The following is a 21012-nucleotide window of genomic DNA, read 5'->3' as shown; positions in this document are numbered from 1 at the left end:
ACCTATCGGTGCTTTTTTTATTCGATCATCTTCTTCATTCTTATGAATTTCATATCTTCGAATATGTCCACTTCACTATGTGAAGTAAAACCTAATTTTTTATAAAAATGAACAGCCCCTATATGTGCATTGACTGTTATCTGTTGGATATCCGTTTGAGTTAATTGATCTAACACATAATTAAATAAATGAGTTCCAACGCCTTGAAATTGCAGATTTGGATGAACAAAAAAATGAAAAATATGGGCGGGTTGTTTGTAAGCAATCACCCCCACAAGCGACTGCTTTAATTCTGCAACAAAGTATTTTATCTCTTGATGATTGATGTGCGATACAAGAGCTTCTTTTGAAAATAGGGACTTACTTTTTGGAATTTCATCAAAGTGATTCAAAGCTAAAGCAATACAGGATGCAATATTTTCAGCATCAGCGATCTCGGCTTGACGAATATGAATGCTATTTAAATTTGTCATGATTAATGATTGGTTATTTTAAAGATGAGTTCATCTGTATCATCGCAAATATCCGTTAGAATAGCTTCAAATTTGAAACAGAAAGTGATTCAACATGGCGTCTAAAGATTGGTTAGATCAAGGTACTTTGGTTTTAGCGAGCAACAATAAAGGGAAAATAGCTGAGTTCGAAAAGTTATTTGAAGAATTAAAACTCCCTGTTAACGTTGTGCCTCAAGGACAACTGAACATTGAGGATGCGGTGGAAGATGGGTTAAGTTTTGTAGAAAATGCCATTATCAAAGCACGACATGCCTCTAAGATTTCGGGTAAACCAGCTATAGCAGATGACTCAGGTATTTGCGTCCCTGCACTTGGTGGTGCTCCTGGTATTTACTCTGCACGTTATGCTGGTGAGCATGGCGATGATGCTGCCAATAATGCTAAATTACTGGCGGATTTAGCACCATTACGTAACAATGGTGACGTGATTGAAGGGATGTTTGTGTGTGTACTCGCCTTAGTTCAACACGCTGAAGATCCTTTACCTCAGATTTTCCAAGGAATCTGGAAAGGTGAAATTTTGGAAGTAGCACGTGGCAAAAATGGTTTTGGCTACGACCCACTGTTTTGGCTACCTGAACTCAATATTAGTAGCGCTGAAATGACCAAAGAAGAAAAAAATAAGATCAGTCATCGTGGTCAAGCCATGCAGTTATTCAAAGCAAGCCTCGAAAAGAACTAAACGATCAGTCCATGATAAACCATGGCAAATAAACCAATTGTCATGCAACTTACGATGGTACCCGCTGCGATATATTGGGCTGAAACGCCTGTTCCTGAATAATGTGTTTCTAAAGCAACAATATTCGCTGCGGGTGGCAATAAAAAAAACATAGACATCAGCGCAATAATAACCAGTTCGTGAGGAATCGGTAGAAGCAAATAGGCTACCGCACAGCACACTAAACCAAATAAAAATTTAATCAAAGCAAGTTTTAAACTTTCAATTAAGTCGGACAAGTGAATTTTTACTTGAGATAACCACATCCCAAGGATACACATCCCTGTAAAGGTCATTAACCACTTATCCAATATATACAATGATTGAATTATTGCATTCTGCTGAAAATGACTAACATTCCATAACGAAAGAAAACCAGCAACTAGTAAAGCTAAAATCGGTGGAGAGAAAGTCAACTTTCTCAAAATCTCCATCGCAGACTGCTTTTCAGCACTTAATACGGTCACTGCACAAATATTACCAAAAATAGAGCCCCCGACATAAAGTGCAACCATAGGACTAGATGCTTGCGCACCAAAAATAGCGAATGCAAATGGAAAGCCAAGCCAAGCCATGTTTAGGTAACTGGAACATAAGGAGACTAATTTGTCTTTTGTACGGTAATAAACAAATAAATACAGCAAAAATGAAGCGATAAAACTAAATAACATCAACCATAAACTGCCCTCTTGATAAAACACCATATTGTAAATAATGATGAGAGGAATCAGCACTTTCGCCAACAACATCGCCATAAAGGGACGAATTTTTTGTAAATATTCTACGCCAAAATAGCCGATAAGAAAGGAGACTAGTGGGAGTAGAAGAACCATATTAAATATGAAATAGATTTTTTCTCATCTTAGCACAACATCTATTTCACTTCAGGATAAGTCTCTTGCACACATAAAAAAGCCATGACTTCAAACTGAAATAATTCCGTCAACTTGCTGTCATAAAGAACTGTTGAAATCATTCAAGATCATTTTCAATAAGGAATATATCATGGCTGGATTATCAATTTGGCACGTACTTATTTTCGCAATTGTCGTTTTACTTTTGTTCGGTACGTCTAAGCTAAAAAATTTGGGTAAAGATGTTGGTGGTGCGGTTAAAGATTTTAAAAAATCAATTAAGGATGACGAAGACCAGAGCACATCTGCTCAATTAAAAGAACCACGCACGATTGAACATCAAACATCTCATGATTTGAACTCAACTGCGAAACATTAAAGGTAGGTAACAGTAATGCTGAATATTGGTATGGCTGAACTATTAATGTTTGGCATCATTGCATTGCTTGTTCTTGGACCTGAAAAGCTTCCTGAGGGTGCGCGATTTGCAGGTAAATGGTATGGCAAAATTAAGCGTATGGTCAGTAATGTACAAAATGATATTGATCGTGAACTAAGAATGTCTGAACTTAAAGAACAAATGCAGACTGAAATGAAGCGCATTCAAAAATTAGAAGAAAAAATGAAAGCGCAAATGCAGGAAATTGAAAAACACACAGTATTAAGCGATGAATATTTAAATCCACCTATCGATCTACAGGTTCTCTCTGAAACAAGACCTATTTATGTGTATTTAAACGTACAGCACAGTACAGCAGTTCCTTTTAGAGGACACGCTACACCTAAGCAAAGTTTTATTCATATTCAAAATTCAGCGCAACACAATAAACCGTATGTCGTCTTAGCGGAGGCAGTATGAGTCACAATACTCTCCCAAATATCATCTCTTCAAATGAGGAAAATCCTCAGCTTGAAGAAATGCCAATAACCAAGCATCTTATTATTTTAAGAAAATATTTATTTAGAATAGTTGGGGTCATTCTCGTTTTATTCTTTTGTTTATTACCATTTGCAAATCAAAGCTATCAAATGATGTCTGAGCCTCTTAGAGCTCAACTCCCAATAAATTCATCAATGATTGCAACGGATGTCACCGCGACATTTATGGCACCATTTAAGTTAAACTTCTTCGTTGCTCTAATGATCGCCATACCATTTATCATTTATCAAATATGGGCTTTTGTCAGACCGGCGCTATATAAAAATGAGAAAGCTTTAGCTCTACCATTACTCATCGGAAGTATTACATTATTTTATGCGGGTGTTGCTTTTGCTTACTTTATAGCCCTCCCTTCGATTTTACATTTTTTTATTAGCGTTGCACCTGAAACGGTTGCACCCATGACTGACATTAATAGCTATCTGAGTTTCTGTTTAAAATTATTCTTGGTTTTTGGTTTAACTTTTGAAATTCCAATTGTGACTTTATTACTCATTATGATTGGGGTCGTTACCACAGAACAATTGGTTGAAAAAAGACGTTTTATTATTGTAGGTTGTTTCTTCGTTTCTATGTTTGTGACGCCACCTGATGCACTATCGATGATTATGTTGGCGATACCAATGTGGATGTTATTTGAATTGGGGCTTTTCTTTGGAAAATTACTCGAAAATAGAAGAGCAAAGTCAGTACTTTGATATTTTGACCCTTTTAAACATAGGCGAGTCTTAAGACTCGCCTTTTTCATACTCTTTAAATAAAAGCTTAATTCAACTGACATAAATCTATCATTTGATTGTCATGATTGCGCATTAAGTTGTTGGTGACGCTAAAAACTACCAAGCAAGATGCTAGGAACGAACATGACTGATTTAACACCTTTTAACGATGATTACGATAGCAATGATTCGGGGAATCCAGAATTTCACCATTTACTTGAAAAGCAAATTACGCGTAGAGATCTTATTAAGAAGACTGCTGGTGGTGCAGTAGCATTGACAGTAGCGGCTTCAGTAGCAGGCTGTAACAGTGACGACAATGAAAATAACAACTCAAATCCTTCTCAACCTGAATTCGACAAATCAAAAACGCCAACTGAACTAACATTTAAAGCGGTTGATAAAAATATTAAAAATGAATTCACAGTGCCTGAAGGATATGAAGCACGTGTTATTTATGCACTAGGAGACCCGCTTTTTGAAGGTATGCCTGAATGGGATGCAGATAATATTCCGAGTGGTGCTTCATTTACCATGCGCTCAGGCGAATGTCATGACGGTATGACATATTTCGGCATGAAAAATAGTCGTTATGATCAAAACGAGTCAAATGTAGGTTTACTGGTACTCAACCACGAATATGTAGATAACAAAGCGATTTTGCATCCAGCGAATAATACCATTTCAGCGGATATTCGTTCTGAAGATGAAGCATTACGTGAAATCAACTGTCACGGCGTTTCAGTGATTGAAGTACAAAAAAATCCTACAACTCAACAAGTCACTCTAAACAAACGCTCTGTATTCAACCGTCGAATTACAGCTGCAACACCGATCGATTTCGCTGGTCCTGTAAAAGGGCATGAATTGGTACAAACCAAGATCAGTCCAGAAGGCACATTTACATTAGGTACGATCAATAACTGTGGTAACGGTTATACGCCTTGGGGCACATACTTAACCACTGAAGAAAACTTTAACCAATACTTTACTCGCGATGATAAAGATCGTTCTGAAAAGGATTTGGAGTCGTTAAAACGCTATAAAATTGCTTCAAATAGTTCTTATCAGTGGCACACAGTTCAAGCACAACTGTTCCCTCAAGATGTCTATGAGCGCTGGTTAACTAAAGTCTCTGCATCTTCTGCAACTCAAGATTTTAGAAACTCACCAAATACATTTGGTTGGATTGTTGAAATTGACCCGTTTGATGGTCGTCAACGCCCAGTAAAACGTACAGCTCTTGGACGTTTTGCACATGAAGATTGTCGTGTCAGTCGTGCCATTCCTGGGCAACCACTAGCCTTCTATATGGGGGATGACTCTCAAGGCGAATATATCTATAAATTTGTTTCAGATGCGGTTTGGGACCCTAAAGATATCAACGGCGGTTATGCTGCTGGTGATAAATATATGAATAACGGTAAATTCTATGTTGCTAAATTTAACTTTAATGAAGCAACTCAAAAGACGTCTGGTGAGTGGATTGAACTCAATATCTCCAATCCATTAATTGCTAGTTATTCAAAATACAAATTTACAGATCAAGCTGATGTATTGGTAAATGCCCGTTTAGCAGGTGATGCAGTTGGTGCAACCAAAATGGATCGTCCAGAATGGGTTGCAGTAAACCCAGAGAATGGTGAGGTTTATGTCACCTTAACAAATAACTCATTACGTGGAAGTGAGCATACGATTGATGCTGCCAACCCTCGTAATTATGCTGATAATGATAAAGGTGGTAGTCCTCGCGGGAATATCAACGGACATATTATTCGTTTCCGTGAAACTGGTGATACTGTTACAGCAAAAACATTTGTATGGGATATCTTCTTATTTGGCGCAGAAGAAGATTCACTTCCGGGTGTAAACCTATCTGGACTCACATCAGCAAATGATTTCTCAAGTCCAGATGGCCTATGGTTTGATCCACGTGGTGTCTTGTGGGTACAGACTGATGATGGCGCTTATACAGATGAGACGAATTGCATGATGCTCGCTGCACTTCCAGGTCAAGTAAGTGATGGTAAAGTGACTTCTGCAAATGCTGGTTCAAATAATGCCACTCAACTTACTCCTGCTGGCGCACAGCTTGATGATTCAAAGTTACGTCGTTTTTTAACAGGCCCTTCAGGCTGTGAAATTACAGGTGTAACGATGACACCAGACTATAAAGCTATTTTTGTGAATGTTCAGCATCCAGGTGGCACTTGGCCTGCAAATCACAGCAACACTATCAGCGGTGGTAAAGGTACACGTCCTCGCTCTGCGACGGTCGTGATTACACGTAAAGATGGTGGCGAGATTGTTGGCGAAAGTCTAGAAAAGAAAGAAAACACTCCTGCTGCTTAATTCAAACATTGAAATAGAAAATGCCGACTACGATGTCGGCATTTTTTTTGAGAAATGCAAATCAATTTTGACTATTTGATTCTGATGCTTACCTTGCTGCGTTTTTTCAAGCCAAGTCCATTGATTTCTTTTCATCAATAAATAGTTTGAACATCGTGTTCCATATATTGGGCTTCGTATAAAAGTAGAAGATAACAGCTGCTCCATTTCCACCGATATGCCCGTTTGAGGTAATAAATCTAAATCAATTTTTCTTTCATCTTGTAAGATATCCCAAACGGCGTGCTCTAAATCATACGCTTTTTGAGCATTGGGATTTAATTGCAATAATGGTAAGAACTCTTGTGTAAAGCGTTTACGCAAATGTTTAGTTTTTTCCCATGGATCACTTAATACACCATTGGAAACCACATATACACCTTTGGCAAGCACTTGTGGAGATTCACCACGATTACTCATATAAACCGCTTGATCAGAGGTTCCGATAAACAGGTTGAATCCAGCGTAATCACATTGCTTTTTTTCTAATTCTTGGGCAAATCGGATCGGTACTAAATCGGATTCCAGATATTGCTGAATGATATGTCCTCTTGAAGTTGGATATTCCTTCTTATCATTTGCATCACGGTAATTTGTCACAAGTGCCCAACGTCCTGCAGCAGTAATCCCCATCCATGTCCCACCAGATTGTAAATCTTGACCTGCAATAATTGGGCTATTTTCCCACTTATCAATTTGTGAAGCAGGTCGGTCATAAAACTCATCCCGATTTGAAATTAAGCATAATGGTGTTTCATCCAACACTTGCCATGCGATTGCTACAATACACATCGTTGCATCCTTAGAACTTTACACATTGAATGTACAACATTTTTTCAGTCTTTCCGTTAGAATCGACACAAAACATAATATAAAGGAAAAGCAATGCTGACCTATCCTTCTATTGACCCAGTGGCAATATCTGTGGGTCCATTACAAGTTCACTGGTATGGACTCATGTATCTACTCGCATTTTTATTTGCGTGGGGCTTGGCAACATTCCGTGCTAAGCAACGAGGATGGACACCAGACATGGTCTCTGATCTCATCTTTTACGGTGCATTAGGTGTCGTGATTGGTGGTCGAGTAGGCTATGTGTTCTTTTATGGTTTTGATCAATTCCTTGCAAATCCGATATGGTTATTCCAAGTTTGGACAGGTGGCATGAGCTTCCATGGCGGCTTCTTAGGTGTCATGTTGGCCATGTTATTGTGGTGTAAAAAATACAAAATGACTTGGTTCCAAACACTTGATTTTATTGCCCCATGTGTTCCAACAGGTCTGATGTTTGGTCGTATTGGCAACTTTATTGGCGGCGAACTTTATGGCCGACAAGTCACAGATACAAATTTCGCATTGGGTATGATTTTCCCTACAGATCCTTTACAACTCGTACGACACCCATCCCAACTTTACCAAGCACTCTGTGAGGGTTTGATTCTTTTTATTGTTCTGTGGTGGTTTAGTTCTAAACCTCGTCCACGCATGGCTGTTTCTGCCCTCTTCTTAATTGGATATGGCATCGCTCGCTTCACAGTTGAATTCTTCCGTGAGCCAGATAATGGACAATTATTTATCGGATGGATGAGCAAAGGACAATTCCTTACAGTTCCAATGATTCTCATCGGGCTATGGATGCTTTGGTATGCCTACCAAAAGAAAGTATATGACTGGGGTCCTCTACAAAATAATGGCAAATAAGTAAATTATGTCCTCAAAGGTGAACATCTTGTTCGCCTTTTTTTGTGCTAGAGTTTTGACTTATTTACTTTGATTCAGATTGCTATGCTCGAGTTTTGGTTTGATCCTAAAGTTTCAATACAACACAAAGCTTTATTTTTTATTTTGATTGCGAGTGCTACCGCTACGTTATATTGGATGCAACCGCTTAACTTCGATGCCCTCTTAATGTTTATGGGCACAGGTATTGTTTTTCTTATTTGCCGTTACTGTAAAATTCATTTCGCTTCACACCATCCAACTGGGCTGATGTACCGATTATTTACTTGGATTCCTATCGCTTTGCTACTTGCCTTAATTTTCATGCATGCAAAGGATGGAGAAATTCTTTTACCTGGTGCTCAAGGATTAGGATTTATGGCTTTATCTATTTGCTTATTTTCTCCACTGTCTCTACTTCATCAACATCAGCATTAAGACGTCATTATGTTAAATTTCTGGTATTCGGAACGATGCACACGCACGATTAAATTGATCATTTGTATATCAACGTGTGTAGTGATTCTGTTGACAGCTGAAATTAAAAAACTTGATTTTCTATCGACACTAATGAGCTTATGTTTAGGCTTAATTCTACACATTATTCATCATGTTTTGATCCAATCTACGCGTCTAAAGCATCAACTGAAAGTATTTTATGCTTTTAGTCCTTTCATCTTGATTGTATTTTTTATCTTCATGCTTTCAGCGCTGAACTTTCAAAATAGCAGAGAGTTTTTTGCACTTTTTGTACAACTCATGGGTTATAGCGCAGTGGGATTATTCGTAGTGAGTTTATATGCATCTCGTACACCCCGCTGAATTTCAAAACTACTAAGCAAATGAAAATAAATATAAATTAATCACACTCACTTAACGCTTTGCTACAGAACAGTATTATTTCTACTCCAAAACTGTGCCTATACTCAAAGGATGTATCTAATTTAGATTAAATGGAGTACATCATAATGAGTCAAAATTTAACGACCGTATCTAACTTCCAACTTGAACGCTATTTAGGTACTTGGTATGAGATTGCACGCTTACCAATGAAGCACCAACCTGAAGACAGTACGGATATTTCGGCAGTCTATACCTTAAACAGCGATGGAACCGTACGTGTTCAAAATCGTTGTCTTGATGGCAACAAAGAACTGGATGAGTCTATTGGCGAAGCCACAGTTGTAGATGCTGAACATGGCAAATTAGAAGTCAGCTTTTTGCCTGAAGGATTTCGTTGGATTCCATTCACTAAGGGTGATTATTGGGTACTTAAGATCGATGAAAATTATCAAACTGCTTTAGTCGGTGAACCTAATCAAAAATATCTTTGGATTCTGCACCGTGAACCTGTGTTAAATGAATCTATCAAACAAGCGTATCTAGCATATGCTCAATCCATTGGTTATGACCTAAGCGATTTAATTCATACTGTACATACAGGACACAAAACTGCTTAAGCCCTAAAATTTTGTGTTAAATGAGAGCACCCTAAAGGGTGCTTTCTTATTTCTTTAATTACTCGCTTTCAAAGAGTCTATTCCGTAAGGAAGATATTAAAATGCATGCTGCTTTAGTATAAACTGATGCCAATGAAATTTTTGGCATTGGTTTATTCTTCAAATGCCACATTCAAATCGATCAGGACATTTATGAAAGCGTATTTAGACCTACTACAACATATCCTCGACAATGGCGGTGATAAAGGTGACCGTACTGGTACAGGTACTCGTTCTGTATTTGGTCATCAAATGCGCTTTGATCTTTCTAAAGGTTTTCCTCTACTGACCACAAAGAAAGTTCACTTCCGTTCAATCGTGATTGAATTACTTTGGTTCCTTAAAGGTGATACCAATGTTAAATATCTGCAAGATCATAAAGTTACAATTTGGGATGAATGGTCGACAGCTGAGCAGACTGCTCGTTTTGGACGTCCTGAAGGAGAGCTAGGTCCAGTATATGGACACCAATGGCGTAACTTTGGTGCAACTAAAAAAGACGATGGTTTATACGAGCAAGATGGTTTTGATCAAATCAAATGGTTAATTAATGAAATTAAAACCAATCCAAACTCCCGTCGTTTAATCGTATCAGGTTGGAACCCAAAAGAAGCTGGACAAGTGGCACTCCCTCCTTGTCACACGCTTTACCAGTTTTTTGTTCAGGATGGAAAATTATCATGTCAGCTTTATCAACGTAGTGCTGATGTTTTTCTTGGCGTTCCATTTAATATTGCAAGTTATGCACTTCTCACCCATATGATTGCGCAAGTCTGTGATCTAGAAGTCGGTGATTTTGTTTGGACAGGTGGTGATACTCATCTTTACGCCAATCATTTCGAGCAAGCACAACTTCAATTAACACGTGAACCACTTCCATTGTGCCAACTCAAACTGAATCCCGAAATTAAAGATATTTTTGATTTCAAATTTGAAGATATTGAAATCGTAAATTACGAATCGCATCCTGCAATTAAAGCACCAGTTGCGGTTTGATTTTAACTAAAGTCTTTTGGGATCACCGTTGGTACCAATCGTGATCCAACTTTACATTTCCCTCTTTAACTCATATTCGCTGGAAGAATAATCATGGCATTTCAAGGTTTAGAAGTCGTACACGTCGTTGCAATGGATCAACAACGTTGTATTGGCAAAGGAAATGATTTGCCATGGCATATTTCAGCTGATCTCAAACATTTTAAAGAAATTACTCAAGGTGGTGTTGTGGTCATGGGACGTAAAACACTTGAGTCTATGGGTAGAACACTTCCTAAACGTGTAAATTGGGTCATTACACGAGATACGTCATGGCAGTTTGAAGGAACAAAAATCGCGCATACAATCGAGAGTGCACTTGAGCAGGCAGTCCATGATGTAAAAGCTTCAGAAAAGCCTGGATCTATTTTTATCATAGGTGGTGGAGAAATTTTTAGCCAAACGATCTCTATTGCGGATCGCTTAGAACTCACGCATGTTGAATTAGACGTTCAAGGTGATGCTCATTATCCTGAGATTCCACCTGAATTTAAAAAAGTGGCATCAGAGCAACACATTGATGACAAAACAAATATTGCATTTGAGTTCGCAACCTACCAAAAATAAAGCTTTCTTACATATAGCCAATAACAATGCATAACATCGGTAAAAGAGAGTTTATTCTTGCGCTTGCAAAGGGAGCTTTTCACTCCCTATTTAGTTTATTTGTCATCTTCTCTTCAATTTGGTTATGTATGGCCTTATGGGTTCAAGAGCCATTTGGCTGGTTAGTCAGTCGTATTATCATTGGCTTTTGGGTCGCTTTTGCCTTAAGTGTTTTAGGCATATATGCAACACAACATTTTTTCAGCCGTAGTAAAGATGTTGTCTTATACATTGTCTTTTTTGCGTTCAGTTTAGTTTGGTATTTTAGCATCCCTGCCAAACAAGACCGTGAGTGGAATCCTGAAGTCGCAAGAATTCTCAATTATGAACGTCAAGGTGATTGGGTCACTTTACACAATGTGCGTAATTTTGCATGGAATGAAGACGGAAGCTATCAAGAACGCTGGGAAACACGTCAAATTGATTTGAATCAAATCAGTGGGATTAACATCATTACTTCATATTGGATGGGACCACAAATCGCCCACACTTTAGTCAGCTTTGATTTCAAAAACTCTAAACCACTGACCTTTTCGATTGAAATTCGCAAAGAAAAAGATGAAGAGTTTTCTGCTATTGGTGGTTTTTTTAGAAAGTACGAAGTCAGTTTAGTTGCTGCTGACGAGAAAGACATTATTTATACACGTAGCAATGTACGTAATGAGCAGGTCTATTTTTTCCCAATCAACATGAAAGCTGCTGAAATGAAAGCTTTATTTGAGGAATATTTAGAGCAAGCAGATCAACTTAATCAAGAACCAAAATGGTATAACACCTTGACCAGTAACTGCACCACTTTGGTTTTTGATATGGTTCAAGCGATTTCCAAACATGAACTGCCAGTGGACTACAGATTATTAGCCTCAGGTTATTTACCTAATTATCTGTATGACTTGGGGGCATTACAACATCATTGGGATATCAAAACATGGTACAACAAGGCACATGTCAACCCAAGAACAGACCAATTTAATCAATTTAAATATCAAAGTAGTGAAAATTATTCAAAATTGATTCGTCTGGGTCTCCCTCAGAGTCAGCCAGAGCTTGCACCTTAGCGTATCAGTTGATATACATAAAATTGACTTGAATTTAATTTATATTAGAAAGAAATAACACAGGGGCATTTCATATGTTAAAACAACTTTTAGCCGTATCCGTTATAGGCTCAGCATTACTTTTTACAGCATGTACCACAACACCATCTGCTGAAAAGCAGCAACAAGCACTTAATCAATTGCAAAATAAAACTTGGATTTTGACACATATCGGCGCAACAGAATTTAAGACCGACCCTACTGCACACAATGTTCCAAGTATTCAATTTGATGCAGCATCTAGTCGTTTGAGTGGTGCAGATGGTTGTAACCGTTTTATGGGTGCATATAGCATTAAAGCTGACAAAATTAGCTTGAGTGAAGTTGCAACTACACAAATGATGTGTGTGAATACTCAAGAACTTGCAAATCGCTATAATGCTGCCTTGGCAAAAGTCGCGGCATTCCAAGTCTATGACAAAACACTTCGCCTACTCGATGAGCATGGTAATCCAGTATTGCAGTATGAGTCTGCAATACAACCGCGTTAACAGTTAAGCAACCATTCCACTGGTTGCTTTTTTCAATCTACACCCCATTATTTCAGTCATTACAACTCAATAAGGTGAATCCCATGCAACAAGCTTTGCTCGGTGGCGGATGCTTCTGGTGTGTTGAAGCAGTTTTCCTTCAACTTAAAGGTGTCACTAAAGTCGTGAGTGGTTATGCGGGTGGGTATACGGTCAATCCAAGCTATGAGGACATTTGCAAAGGAGACACCCATCACGCGGAAGTGGTTTTAGTGGATTTTGATGAAAGTCAAATTAGCTTTGCTCAATTGCTTGATGTATTTTTTGCAACACATGATCCAACCACACTCAATCGCCAAGGTAATGATATAGGCACTCAATATCGCTCTGTCATTTATTATTTTGATGAAGAACAGCGCCAGATTGCAGAGAAAGCGATTCAACAGTTAAAAGCAGAAGGTTTAGATATTGTTACAGAACTAAGCTCAGTACCGACCTTCTACCCTGCTGAAGAATATCATCAAAATTTCTTTGCTCGTAACCCGACTCAAGGCTACTGCAATTTTAGTATCCCACCAAAACTTTTAAAGCTGCGCTCTAAATTTGAAGGTTTACTCAAAGACTAATACAGGTTTAAAAAAAGCGACCTTATGGTCGCTTTTCTCATGTTAATCAATTAATTATCTGTGGCAAAGGCAATGTCAGCAAGCCCGGCTTCGCTTGCACGTGACATCACTTGAGCAACAGTATCATAACGTGATTCTTTATCTGCTTTAAGAATAATCGTCGGTTGTTGTGCTGAACCACCCGCATCGTTAAATCTTTTTTGCAATTCATCTAAGCTGATAATTTCCGAATCCCATGCAATCTCACCCTGTGAGTTAATGCTTACTTGAATCGATTCAGGTGGTGGATCAATGATATCCGCTGTCGTTTTTGGTAAAGTTAATGGAATTGATGGGTTAGCAACGGTCGCTGTCACCAAGAAGATGATCATCAAAACCAACATAATGTCAATTAACGGGATGAGGTTCATCTCCGTCATGCCTGTATCGTTGTCTTCACCCAATTGAAAAGCCATTAAGCTTGACCTCCAACGTAACTTTCTTGAGTCGCTTTCACTTCAACTTTTTGCGCAGAAGAATCTTGTTGCAGCATCGTGTCGATTAACAGACTGTGAGCATGATCTTGTAGTTCATTACTTAATGTACGATTAAAGCGAATACAAATGTTGTATGCGATCACTGCTGGAATAGCAACTGCCAAACCAATACCAGTCATAATCAGGGCTTCACCCACAGGTGTTGCCACTTGTGCAAGTCCTGCTTGACCGCTTTTACCTACTGCAACCAATGCATGGAAGATTCCCCATACTGTACCAAATAGCCCTACAAATGGTGCGAGTGAAGCAATTGTTCCGAGTACAGCAACACCTTTTTCAGCAGATGCTTTTTCCAAAGCAATCTGACGCAATAAAGCTTGCTCCGCAACAGCTTTACGTTGTTCAAATCCCAAAGGAGCGAGTTTTGCTTTCAATCCTGCTAATGCTTTAGAGAGTTGAACATAAGCAACTTCTTTCAGTTGACGTGTTCCCATCACACGTAAAACGACAATTGTCCATGTCGCAATAGACATTGCGAGTAAAACGAAATAAAGCGTCTTACTGACTGCATCAGCATGTTGCCAATAAACTGAAAAGTTCATACTCGAACTCCTAATAAAAGTTAGCCGTTAGAATTCAACTTAAGTTCAAATGGTTGTTCCGCTCTAAACGGATAAGCCACGCCATTTTCCTTATAAGGTCTGAATTTTGCATTACGCACTGAGCGTAAAATCTTTTGATCAAGCGAATCAATTCCACTTGATTTTGTGATTCTGGCATTCACTACATTACCGTTAGTGTCCGCTTCAATCGATACTACAACAGTACGATCAGAACCTTGTAAATCTCGGTTGGTATATGATGGCTTCGGTGTACGAGACCATGATATTTGCCCAATACTTAAATTCTTTGGTGTATTGCGTGCTTGCTGCTCACGACGTTCTTGTTCGCGTCTTTCATTTTCCAAGCGCTCACGTTCTTGTTGCTCACGTAGCTGTTGGTCACGCAATGCTTGCTCTCGTCGCTGCTGTTCCAGCAACTCACGATTTTTACGTTCTTGCTCTAACCGCTGTTGTTCCTGCTTTTGCTTTTCTAATTTATCTTCTTGAACAATTGCTTTTTGTTCGACAGGTTTAGGCTTTTCAGCAATGACTTTGGGTTTAACCACAGGAGGTGGTTCAACCACTTTAGGTTCTGGTTTTGGTTGAACTTGAGGTTTCACAGGTTCAACAGGAGGTGGCGGCAGTGGCGCATCCTCTTTAATCTGAACAAAACGAACCTTAATTGGATCTTTATCAATAGGTTTTAATTCAGGTGTTTTCATCTGACTCACGGCAAATAAAACACCAATATGCCCGATCACCACTGCAATGAGCGAAATAAGCACTTTCTTTTTCATTGAGATTGGATTTTGCATCATAGGAATGGGAGATGGGCTCATTAAAATTTATGACCTGATATACATTGACGCTGTCTTCAGAAGGAAGATTTCAATCAAACTTATCGGTTAGTACAATTAAAGTACGCCAATAATAAATGAGAAGTGTTTTCATTTGCAACTATTAATTCTGCAGTTTTGATGAGTTTTTTTGATCATCAATAAAAAAGGCATGCTCATGCATGCCTTAATAAATCAGTGATATTTAATTAAAAATCACTGGAATACCACAGTTTTATTACCATCAACAATGATACGGTCTTCTAAATGCCACTTAACAGCACGCGCCAAGACATTACGTTCAACGTCTTGACCTAATTCACGTAATTGATCAACTGTAAAATCATGGCTGACACGCTCAACATCTTGTTCAATAATCGGACCTTGATCCAAATCAGCTGTCACATAATGCGCTGTTGCACCAATCAGTTTTACGCCTTTTTCATACGCTTGCTTATAAGGGTTAGCACCCACAAAAGCTGGAAGGAAAGAATGATGAATGTTGATCACTTTCATTTCCCACTTAGAGACGAACTCTTCATCAAGAATCTGCATATAACGTGCGAGTACAAGCAAATCATTACCTTGCATTAACTCATCAATTTTTGCATATGCTTCGCGCTTGTTCTCTTTATTGACAGGCACAACTTCAAAAGGAATACCGAAGTTTTCCACAGACTCACGTAGATCTTCATGATTCGACACAACCTTAGTGATTTCACAAGGTAATCCACCACGTGCATGACGCCATAAAAGTTCAAGCAAGGCATGGTCGACTTTCGATACCAAAATACCGACTTTCTTTACATCTGACACTAAAGCTAAACGCCAATGCATGTTGTAACGTTCAGCTACGTTTGTGGCGAAAGTTTGTAGAATATTTTCCTTACGGCTTTGCAAATTGTCGAGTTCAAACTCAACACGCATGAAATAACGCCCGCCCTGAGCTTCTGTTGCATATTGATCAAGCGCAGTGATGTTTGCCCCTTGATGATACAAAAAGCTCGATACAGCCTGCACGATTCCTGGTTTATCTTCGCAAGTAATCAGTAAACGTGCTGTGTTAGCAGTTGTCATATTCATGATGATTTATATCACTTAACAGTTAAATTGAAAAACAGCCGCGTATTCTAACTCTTTTTTTAATGCTTTCAAATTATCTTTGCTGAAATCAATCTTCTCGATCAGCAGAAAGACTAGCAAATAATTCAGATGTTCCCAGCGTTTCAAGCAAGCGCTCATAAGTCTGACGACTTTCACCACGTAAATAAGGACCTTCAAGAAACACCATTTGACGCAGTGCCTGCCAAACCCACTTTTCATCTAGATGGTTGGAATCTTTTAAATGACCAGACATATAGAGAAAGTTCGTCCAATTGGTTAGGACGATCCATAGGTTAATGATCAACGCTTCAATTTCAGACTCTGTCATTTGCATGAGACCTGCATTGACGAAGGCTCGGTAAATCTTTTGACCTTGTTGCATCACTTTACCTGCGAAACGCGGGTAAATTTTTCTAAAGTCATCATTATTTTCGGTTAAATGATATACATCACGATGCAGAAAACGATAGGCCCATAACTGACTACTGAGTACTTGAAAGTATCGGATTTTATCATTGGCATTTACATCACGGTCTTCTGGCAATGCTAGCAGCTCTAAAGTTGCATGCTGATATTGCTCCATCAACTCTTTAATGATCTCTTGCTTGTTACGAAAGTGATAATAGAGATTACCAGGGCTAATACCTAACTCTGCTGCGATATGGTTAGTTGTGACAGATCGCTCTCCACGTTCGTTAAAGAGTTGCAAACTAATTTGCAAGATTCGGTCTTTGGTTTTTAACGTTTTGGAATGCGACATCCTAATACCATCTATAACAAGAATAATGACGTTTAGCCCAAGCTAACATAAAAGTGACTTGACTTTTAGAGTATTTACTCTAAAAATAAAAATCACATCAACCCTTACATTAGTGGTACTGGTCATGAACAGTCAAACAAAAACAAATTTAATGACGACTGAAGCATCGGAAGTTCAGCATTTACATGATCTTCTAGCGCTTCAGAAAGCAGCCTATCGACGTTATCCGAACCCGACAGCAAAACAGCGTATTGAACGTTTGGCTCGTCTTAAAGCAGTTTTGATTAAATATCAGGACCAAATTGCAGAAGCAATTAGCCAAGATTATGGTAATCGTTCGGTTTCTGAAACGAAAATTGGTGAACTACTCACTTCACTCGAACAAATCAAATATTACAGCAAACATTTAACAGAGTGGATGAAGCCTTCTAAACGCCATATCGGTATTTTACATCAACCTGCAAAAGGTTGGGTTCAGTATCAACCTTTAGGTGTTGTCGGTATCATTTCCCCTTGGAACTACCCTTTATTATTGGCGATTAGCCCATTAGTATGTGCATTGGCAGCGGGCAACCATGCCATGATTAAAGTTTCAAGCACCTCTCGTAACTTTGGCTATGTATTACAAAATGCTTTATCTGAAGCGTTCCCACAAGAGTTAGTTGCCGTTGTTACAGGTGGTGGCGTAATCTCTGACACATTCAGTCATCTTGCATTTGATAAATTAGTCTTCACAGGCTCTACCAATGTTGGTAAGACTGTGATGAAAGCAGCATCTGAAAACTTAGTTCCAGTTATTCTAGAACTTGGTGGTAAATCACCAGTTATCGTGCACCCTTCAATTGACTTAAAGGATGTCGCGGAGCGTGTTGCATTCGGTAAATTGTGGAATGCGGGTCAAACTTGTGTCGCACCAGATTATATTTTCCTACCACGTGGTAAAACTTCAGAGTTTATTCACCAGTTTGAAACCGTTGCGAAAACGATGTATCCAACATTACGTGACAACCAAGATTACACCTCTATAGTGAGCGATAAGCAAAATAAACGCTTACAAGGTTACTTAGAAGATGCGATTCAAAATGGTGCTCAAGTCACTGAAATTAACCCATTAAAAGAAGAGCTTGCTTCTGTACGTAAAATAGCGCCAACCCTTCTGACCAATATCAGCCCTGATATGGAAATTATGAAGAACGAAATCTTTGGTCCAATTTTACCAATCTTAGAATATGATCAAATAGACGAAGTTATCGAGTTTATTAATGACCGACCACGTCCACTTGCATTATACTATTTCGACTTTAACGATGCTCGAGCAGAATACGTTTCGCAACGTACTCACTCTGGACACTTTGGTCAAAACGCTGTTGTTACTCATGTTGCACAAGATGATCTACCTTTCGGTGGCGTTGGTGCATCTGGTATGGGCAGATACCATGGTCCCGAAGGCTTCTTCAGTTTATCAAATGAACGCTCAGTCATGTCTATTCCAAAGCTATTCAGCTTGAAATACGTACTGCCTCCGTTTAATAGACCGATCCCTAGTCTTATCCGTAAAGCCTTTCTTCGTTAAATGATCAAGGCATGATCTATCACAACAGGTCATGCCCTGTTTTTATCAATTTCGCTTGTCTTTTAAGCGTATTTTTGATATAAAACGCCCCTTGAATGAATTCAATCCGTTTTATTTTGACTGGCCATACAGGTTTGCTGTTGGCTAAATCAATGGAGTTACACCATGTCTAAGGTTTGCCAAGTTACCGGCAAGCGTCCAGTCGTTGGTAACAACGTCTCACACGCCAACAACAAAACTAAGCGCCGGTTCGAGCCGAACCTGCACCACCACCGTTTTTGGTTAGAAAGCGAAAAACGTTTCGTACGTCTTCGTCTAACTACTAAAGGTATGCGTATTATCGACAAATTGGGCATCGAAAAGGTTGTTGCTGACCTACGTGCTCAAGGTCAAAAGATCTAAGGAGCAACGAAAATGCGTGATAAGATTCGCCTAGTTTCTTCTGCTGGTACAGGTTATTTCTATACCACTACTAAGAACAAACGTACTATGCCGGAAAAAATGGAAATCAAAAAATTTGATCCAAAAATCCGTCAACACGTAATCTTCAAAGAAGCTAAAATCAAATAATTTTAGTTCTTTAAAAAAATACGACCCATTGGGTCGTTTTTTTTGCCTTTTTTTTCTTCAGGTTGTTAAAATTTAATCTCAGTTTGGCATTTTTTATGCTTATACAGCTCAAAAGCCAATTCATAATTTATAAATATTTAAGGGGTGATTAGTGCCACATGATGTAGATTTAATTATATTGCTTGCGGTTGGTTTTGGCTTAGCCCTTATTTTTGGCTTTATCGCCGCACGTTTACGTCTACCCCCTCTTGTTGGCTATCTCATTGCCGGCATTATTATTAGCCCCAAAACCCCCGGTATCGTCGCCGATATCACACTAGCCAATCAACTCGCAGAACTGGGTGTCATGTTTTTGATGTTCGGTGTCGGGATGCACTTTTCACTGAAAGATTTAATGCAAGTTCGGCGTATTGCTGTCCCTGGTGCAATTTTACAAATCACAGTGGCTACCATCCTCGGGATTGGCGTCTCCATGCTATGGGGATGGAGTTTTGGGTCAGCATTGGTGTTTGGCTTAAGCTTATCTTGTGCGAGTACTGTGGTACTCCTAAAAGCTTTAGGTGACCGAGGCTTACTGGATTCAGTCAATGGAAAAATTGCTGTGGGATGGCTACTCGTCGAAGACCTAGTCATGGTGCTCGCTTTAGTTTTATTACCCGCTACAGCTGTACTCCTTGGCGGAACAGCACTGGAAGGCGCTGATCCAGATCAAAATGTCTTTGTGACTTTAGGAATAACCTTACTTAAAGTTGCGGGCTTTATTGCCTTTATGCTGATTATTGGTAAGCGCCTCATCCCTAAAATTATTCAGTTTGTCGTACGCTTGGGTTCTCGCGAGCTATTTACACTGACTGTGGTTGCAGCAGCCGTATCCATTGCCTATGGTTCATATGCGATTTTTGGCGTTTCAATGGCATTAGGTGCATTCTTTGCTGGGATGGTGGTTAAAGAGTCTGACTTCAGTCATCGTGCTGAAGAAGAAACGTTACCACTGCGTGAGATATTCTCCATCCTATTCTTCGTCTCTGTCGGAATGTTGTTTGACCCAACAATTATCGTTGAAGAACCACTTCATATTCTGGCTGTGATTAGCATTATCATGATCGGAAAAACATTAGCAGCAATGGCGCTGGTTTTGTTCTTCCGCTATCCATTAAATACCGCACTTACAGTAGGTGCCTCACTCGCTCAAATCGGTGAGTTCTCATTTATATTGGCAACACTCGGTCTATCTATAGGATTATTAACCCCTGAAGCTCAAAACTTGATTTTAGCCGGGGCATTATTTTCTATTTCGCTCAATTCTGTTTTATTTTCAGCCATTGAACCCGTACAGAAATGGATTCGTGAGCGCTCGCATTTGGCTCGTTTGCTTGAGCGTAGTGGTGATCCATTGGCGATGCTACCTGACGAGGTCTCACAGGACTACCTGCGCGATCAAGTGGTCATGGTCGGTCATGGAGAAGTTGGACGTCGCTTAACAAAAACACTGATGGAAAATAACATCAAAGTGGTGATTGCTGAAGAAAATCGAGAAATTGTTGAAAAACTACGTGCAAAAGATATTGCTGCAGTATCAGGTTCAGCAACAGAACCGGGCGTATTAATTCAAGCGCATATACAACATGCGAGGCTTTTAATTATCTCGCCGATGGATATTTTAGATATTCATAAGATTGTAGATACTGCCAAACTTCTGAATCCACAGATTCAAGTTTTGATCTGTGCAGAAAGTAAAGAAGAAGCTGAAGCAATACGTGCAGATGAAATTGGTGAAGTGTATTACGCGAAGGAAGAAATGGCGAAGAACATGAGCAATCATATTCTAAATCAAATTGAAATCGCACATCATCATGCACCATCTCACTAAGTAAAATAAAAACCGCGCTATTTGCGCGG

At 39.1% G+C, this 21012-nt stretch carries 26 protein-coding genes; 18 read left to right on the top strand and 8 right to left on the bottom strand.

The features are described 5' to 3' along the window. Positions 1-17: 17 nt before the first annotated feature. Entirely contained in the window at positions 18-473 is a 456-nt protein-coding gene (locus tag AC1M9F_RS08960; protein WP_481597593.1) for a GNAT family N-acetyltransferase, read from the bottom strand. Between the two features lie 94 nt (positions 474-567). On the opposite strand from AC1M9F_RS08960, the gene rdgB reads away from it, so the two are divergent. Continuing rightward, positions 568-1197, top strand: a complete 630-nt coding sequence (rdgB, locus tag AC1M9F_RS08955; protein WP_481597592.1) for an RdgB/HAM1 family non-canonical purine NTP pyrophosphatase — start codon at positions 568-570, stop codon at positions 1195-1197. On the opposite strand, the gene AC1M9F_RS08950 is transcribed toward rdgB, so the two are convergent. Then, positions 1194-2069: an AEC family transporter gene (locus AC1M9F_RS08950; RefSeq protein WP_481597591.1), complete on the bottom strand. Its 876-nt coding sequence runs from the start codon at positions 2067-2069 to the stop codon at positions 1194-1196. The two genes, rdgB and AC1M9F_RS08950, sit on opposite strands and share 4 nt — an antisense overlap. Before the next feature lie 172 nt (positions 2070-2241). Here AC1M9F_RS08950 and tatA point away from each other — a divergent pair, with 172 nt between their 5' ends. From tatA to AC1M9F_RS08930, 4 genes are all read left to right on the top strand, one after another. Then, positions 2242-2469: a Sec-independent protein translocase subunit TatA gene (gene tatA, locus AC1M9F_RS08945; RefSeq protein WP_035266725.1), complete on the top strand. Its 228-nt coding sequence runs from the start codon at positions 2242-2244 to the stop codon at positions 2467-2469. Between the two features lie 15 nt (positions 2470-2484). Then, positions 2485-2949, top strand: coding sequence for a Sec-independent protein translocase protein TatB (gene tatB, locus AC1M9F_RS08940; protein WP_481597590.1), 465 nt, complete (start codon positions 2485-2487; stop codon positions 2947-2949). Continuing rightward, entirely contained in the window at positions 2946-3728 is a 783-nt protein-coding gene (gene tatC / locus AC1M9F_RS08935) for a twin-arginine translocase subunit TatC (RefSeq protein ID WP_481597589.1), read from the top strand. The genes tatB and tatC overlap by 4 nt, the downstream gene beginning before the upstream one ends. A gap of 165 nt (positions 3729-3893) precedes the next feature. Beyond that, positions 3894-6101, top strand: a complete 2208-nt coding sequence (locus AC1M9F_RS08930) for a PhoX family protein (RefSeq protein ID WP_481597588.1) — start codon at positions 3894-3896, stop codon at positions 6099-6101. Between the two features lie 27 nt (positions 6102-6128). Here AC1M9F_RS08930 and AC1M9F_RS08925 read toward each other — a convergent pair whose 3' ends face one another. Then, the gene (locus AC1M9F_RS08925; protein ID WP_481597587.1) at positions 6129-6932 is read right to left on the bottom strand and encodes an NRDE family protein; all 804 of its coding nucleotides are present in this window, start codon (positions 6930-6932) and stop codon (positions 6129-6131) included. 93 nt (positions 6933-7025) lie between these two features. Here AC1M9F_RS08925 and lgt point away from each other — a divergent pair, with 93 nt between their 5' ends. From lgt to msrA, 9 genes are all read left to right on the top strand, one after another. Then, on the top strand, positions 7026-7841 hold the full coding sequence (gene lgt, locus AC1M9F_RS08920; protein WP_481597586.1) for a prolipoprotein diacylglyceryl transferase: 816 nt from the start codon (positions 7026-7028) through the stop codon (positions 7839-7841). Positions 7842-7925: 84 nt separating this feature from the next. Continuing rightward, positions 7926-8297: a hypothetical protein gene (locus tag AC1M9F_RS08915; RefSeq protein WP_481588675.1), complete on the top strand. Its 372-nt coding sequence runs from the start codon at positions 7926-7928 to the stop codon at positions 8295-8297. Positions 8298-8306: 9 nt separating this feature from the next. Continuing rightward, a complete protein-coding gene (locus AC1M9F_RS08910) occupies positions 8307-8681 on the top strand; it encodes a hypothetical protein (RefSeq protein ID WP_481597585.1) in 375 nt (124 codons plus the stop codon). Between the two features lie 146 nt (positions 8682-8827). Continuing rightward, entirely contained in the window at positions 8828-9319 is a 492-nt protein-coding gene (locus AC1M9F_RS08905; protein ID WP_035266738.1) for a lipocalin family protein, read from the top strand. Positions 9320-9511: 192 nt separating this feature from the next. Next, entirely contained in the window at positions 9512-10354 is an 843-nt protein-coding gene (gene thyA / locus AC1M9F_RS08900) for a thymidylate synthase (RefSeq protein ID WP_481597584.1), read from the top strand. A gap of 93 nt (positions 10355-10447) precedes the next feature. Beyond that, the gene (locus AC1M9F_RS08895) at positions 10448-10960 is read left to right on the top strand and encodes a dihydrofolate reductase (protein ID WP_035266739.1); all 513 of its coding nucleotides are present in this window, start codon (positions 10448-10450) and stop codon (positions 10958-10960) included. A 26-nt stretch (positions 10961-10986) separates the two neighbouring features. After that, positions 10987-12057, top strand: coding sequence for an Lnb N-terminal periplasmic domain-containing protein (locus tag AC1M9F_RS08890; protein WP_481597583.1), 1071 nt, complete (start codon positions 10987-10989; stop codon positions 12055-12057). 74 nt (positions 12058-12131) lie between these two features. Next, positions 12132-12587 (top strand): META domain-containing protein, encoded by a 456-nt coding sequence (locus AC1M9F_RS08885; protein ID WP_481597582.1) that lies wholly within the window; start codon positions 12132-12134, stop codon positions 12585-12587. 83 nt (positions 12588-12670) lie between these two features. Then, positions 12671-13192 (top strand): peptide-methionine (S)-S-oxide reductase MsrA, encoded by a 522-nt coding sequence (gene msrA / locus AC1M9F_RS08880; protein ID WP_481597581.1) that lies wholly within the window; start codon positions 12671-12673, stop codon positions 13190-13192. A gap of 50 nt (positions 13193-13242) precedes the next feature. Here the strand turns inward: msrA and AC1M9F_RS08875 are convergent, their stop codons facing one another. From AC1M9F_RS08875 to AC1M9F_RS08855, 5 genes are all read right to left on the bottom strand, one after another. Next, positions 13243-13647, bottom strand: a complete 405-nt coding sequence (locus AC1M9F_RS08875; RefSeq protein ID WP_035266746.1) for an ExbD/TolR family protein — start codon at positions 13645-13647, stop codon at positions 13243-13245. Further along, on the bottom strand, positions 13647-14270 hold the full coding sequence (locus tag AC1M9F_RS08870; RefSeq protein ID WP_481597580.1) for a MotA/TolQ/ExbB proton channel family protein: 624 nt from the start codon (positions 14268-14270) through the stop codon (positions 13647-13649). Before AC1M9F_RS08870 ends, AC1M9F_RS08875 begins: the two co-directional genes overlap by 1 nt. A 20-nt stretch (positions 14271-14290) precedes the next feature. After that, the gene (locus AC1M9F_RS08865) at positions 14291-15109 is read right to left on the bottom strand and encodes an energy transducer TonB (RefSeq protein WP_481597579.1); all 819 of its coding nucleotides are present in this window, start codon (positions 15107-15109) and stop codon (positions 14291-14293) included. 213 nt (positions 15110-15322) lie between these two features. Beyond that, complete coding sequence (gene purU, locus AC1M9F_RS08860) at positions 15323-16189, bottom strand: formyltetrahydrofolate deformylase (RefSeq protein ID WP_092766746.1); 867 nt, start codon at positions 16187-16189, stop codon at positions 15323-15325. A gap of 88 nt (positions 16190-16277) precedes the next feature. Continuing rightward, on the bottom strand, positions 16278-16970 hold the full coding sequence (locus AC1M9F_RS08855; RefSeq protein WP_035266753.1) for a TetR/AcrR family transcriptional regulator: 693 nt from the start codon (positions 16968-16970) through the stop codon (positions 16278-16280). A gap of 124 nt (positions 16971-17094) precedes the next feature. Here AC1M9F_RS08855 and AC1M9F_RS08850 point away from each other — a divergent pair, with 124 nt between their 5' ends. From AC1M9F_RS08850 to AC1M9F_RS08835, 4 genes are all read left to right on the top strand, one after another. Then, a complete protein-coding gene (locus AC1M9F_RS08850; protein ID WP_035266754.1) occupies positions 17095-18543 on the top strand; it encodes a coniferyl aldehyde dehydrogenase in 1449 nt (482 codons plus the stop codon). A 165-nt stretch (positions 18544-18708) separates the two neighbouring features. After that, positions 18709-18945 carry a 50S ribosomal protein L28 gene (gene rpmB / locus AC1M9F_RS08845; protein ID WP_000048256.1) on the top strand — a complete coding sequence of 79 codons (237 nt, stop codon included), beginning with the start codon at positions 18709-18711 and terminating at the stop codon, positions 18943-18945. Positions 18946-18957: 12 nt separating this feature from the next. Next, positions 18958-19113, top strand: a complete 156-nt coding sequence (gene rpmG, locus AC1M9F_RS08840) for a 50S ribosomal protein L33 (RefSeq protein ID WP_001205031.1) — start codon at positions 18958-18960, stop codon at positions 19111-19113. Between the two features lie 151 nt (positions 19114-19264). Next, entirely contained in the window at positions 19265-20983 is a 1719-nt protein-coding gene (locus AC1M9F_RS08835; protein WP_035266756.1) for a cation:proton antiporter, read from the top strand. The last annotated feature ends 29 nt before the right edge of the window (positions 20984-21012 follow it).

Source organism: Acinetobacter sp. ANC_7504 (assembly GCF_056779995.1).
The sequence above is the reverse complement of the archived record's forward strand: the minus strand, read 5'-3'. Positions and strand labels throughout refer to the sequence as shown.

Coding starts and splice junctions, on each gene's coding strand:
- AC1M9F_RS08915 (WP_481588675.1), top strand. CDS start 7,926: ATGCTCGAGTTTTGGTTTGATCCTAAAGTTTCAATACAACACAAAGCT.
- lgt (WP_481597586.1), top strand. CDS start 7,026: ATGCTGACCTATCCTTCTATTGACCCAGTGGCAATATCTGTGGGTCCA.
- AC1M9F_RS08850 (WP_035266754.1), top strand. CDS start 17,095: ATGAACAGTCAAACAAAAACAAATTTAATGACGACTGAAGCATCGGAA.
- AC1M9F_RS08855 (WP_035266753.1), bottom strand. CDS start 16,970: ATGTCGCATTCCAAAACGTTAAAAACCAAAGACCGAATCTTGCAAATT.
- tatA (WP_035266725.1), top strand. CDS start 2,242: ATGGCTGGATTATCAATTTGGCACGTACTTATTTTCGCAATTGTCGTT.
- AC1M9F_RS08895 (WP_035266739.1), top strand. CDS start 10,448: ATGGCATTTCAAGGTTTAGAAGTCGTACACGTCGTTGCAATGGATCAA.
- AC1M9F_RS08925 (WP_481597587.1), bottom strand. CDS start 6,932: ATGTGTATTGTAGCAATCGCATGGCAAGTGTTGGATGAAACACCATTA.
- purU (WP_092766746.1), bottom strand. CDS start 16,189: ATGAATATGACAACTGCTAACACAGCACGTTTACTGATTACTTGCGAA.
- AC1M9F_RS08890 (WP_481597583.1), top strand. CDS start 10,987: ATGCATAACATCGGTAAAAGAGAGTTTATTCTTGCGCTTGCAAAGGGA.
- AC1M9F_RS08870 (WP_481597580.1), bottom strand. CDS start 14,270: ATGAACTTTTCAGTTTATTGGCAACATGCTGATGCAGTCAGTAAGACG.
- tatC (WP_481597589.1), top strand. CDS start 2,946: ATGAGTCACAATACTCTCCCAAATATCATCTCTTCAAATGAGGAAAAT.
- AC1M9F_RS08930 (WP_481597588.1), top strand. CDS start 3,894: ATGACTGATTTAACACCTTTTAACGATGATTACGATAGCAATGATTCG.
- AC1M9F_RS08910 (WP_481597585.1), top strand. CDS start 8,307: ATGTTAAATTTCTGGTATTCGGAACGATGCACACGCACGATTAAATTG.
- AC1M9F_RS08875 (WP_035266746.1), bottom strand. CDS start 13,647: ATGGCTTTTCAATTGGGTGAAGACAACGATACAGGCATGACGGAGATG.
- rpmB (WP_000048256.1), top strand. CDS start 18,709: ATGTCTAAGGTTTGCCAAGTTACCGGCAAGCGTCCAGTCGTTGGTAAC.
- AC1M9F_RS08885 (WP_481597582.1), top strand. CDS start 12,132: ATGTTAAAACAACTTTTAGCCGTATCCGTTATAGGCTCAGCATTACTT.
- AC1M9F_RS08960 (WP_481597593.1), bottom strand. CDS start 473: ATGACAAATTTAAATAGCATTCATATTCGTCAAGCCGAGATCGCTGAT.
- AC1M9F_RS08950 (WP_481597591.1), bottom strand. CDS start 2,069: ATGGTTCTTCTACTCCCACTAGTCTCCTTTCTTATCGGCTATTTTGGC.
- thyA (WP_481597584.1), top strand. CDS start 9,512: ATGAAAGCGTATTTAGACCTACTACAACATATCCTCGACAATGGCGGT.
- msrA (WP_481597581.1), top strand. CDS start 12,671: ATGCAACAAGCTTTGCTCGGTGGCGGATGCTTCTGGTGTGTTGAAGCA.
- AC1M9F_RS08865 (WP_481597579.1), bottom strand. CDS start 15,109: ATGAGCCCATCTCCCATTCCTATGATGCAAAATCCAATCTCAATGAAA.
- tatB (WP_481597590.1), top strand. CDS start 2,485: ATGCTGAATATTGGTATGGCTGAACTATTAATGTTTGGCATCATTGCA.
- rdgB (WP_481597592.1), top strand. CDS start 568: ATGGCGTCTAAAGATTGGTTAGATCAAGGTACTTTGGTTTTAGCGAGC.
- rpmG (WP_001205031.1), top strand. CDS start 18,958: ATGCGTGATAAGATTCGCCTAGTTTCTTCTGCTGGTACAGGTTATTTC.
- AC1M9F_RS08905 (WP_035266738.1), top strand. CDS start 8,828: ATGAGTCAAAATTTAACGACCGTATCTAACTTCCAACTTGAACGCTAT.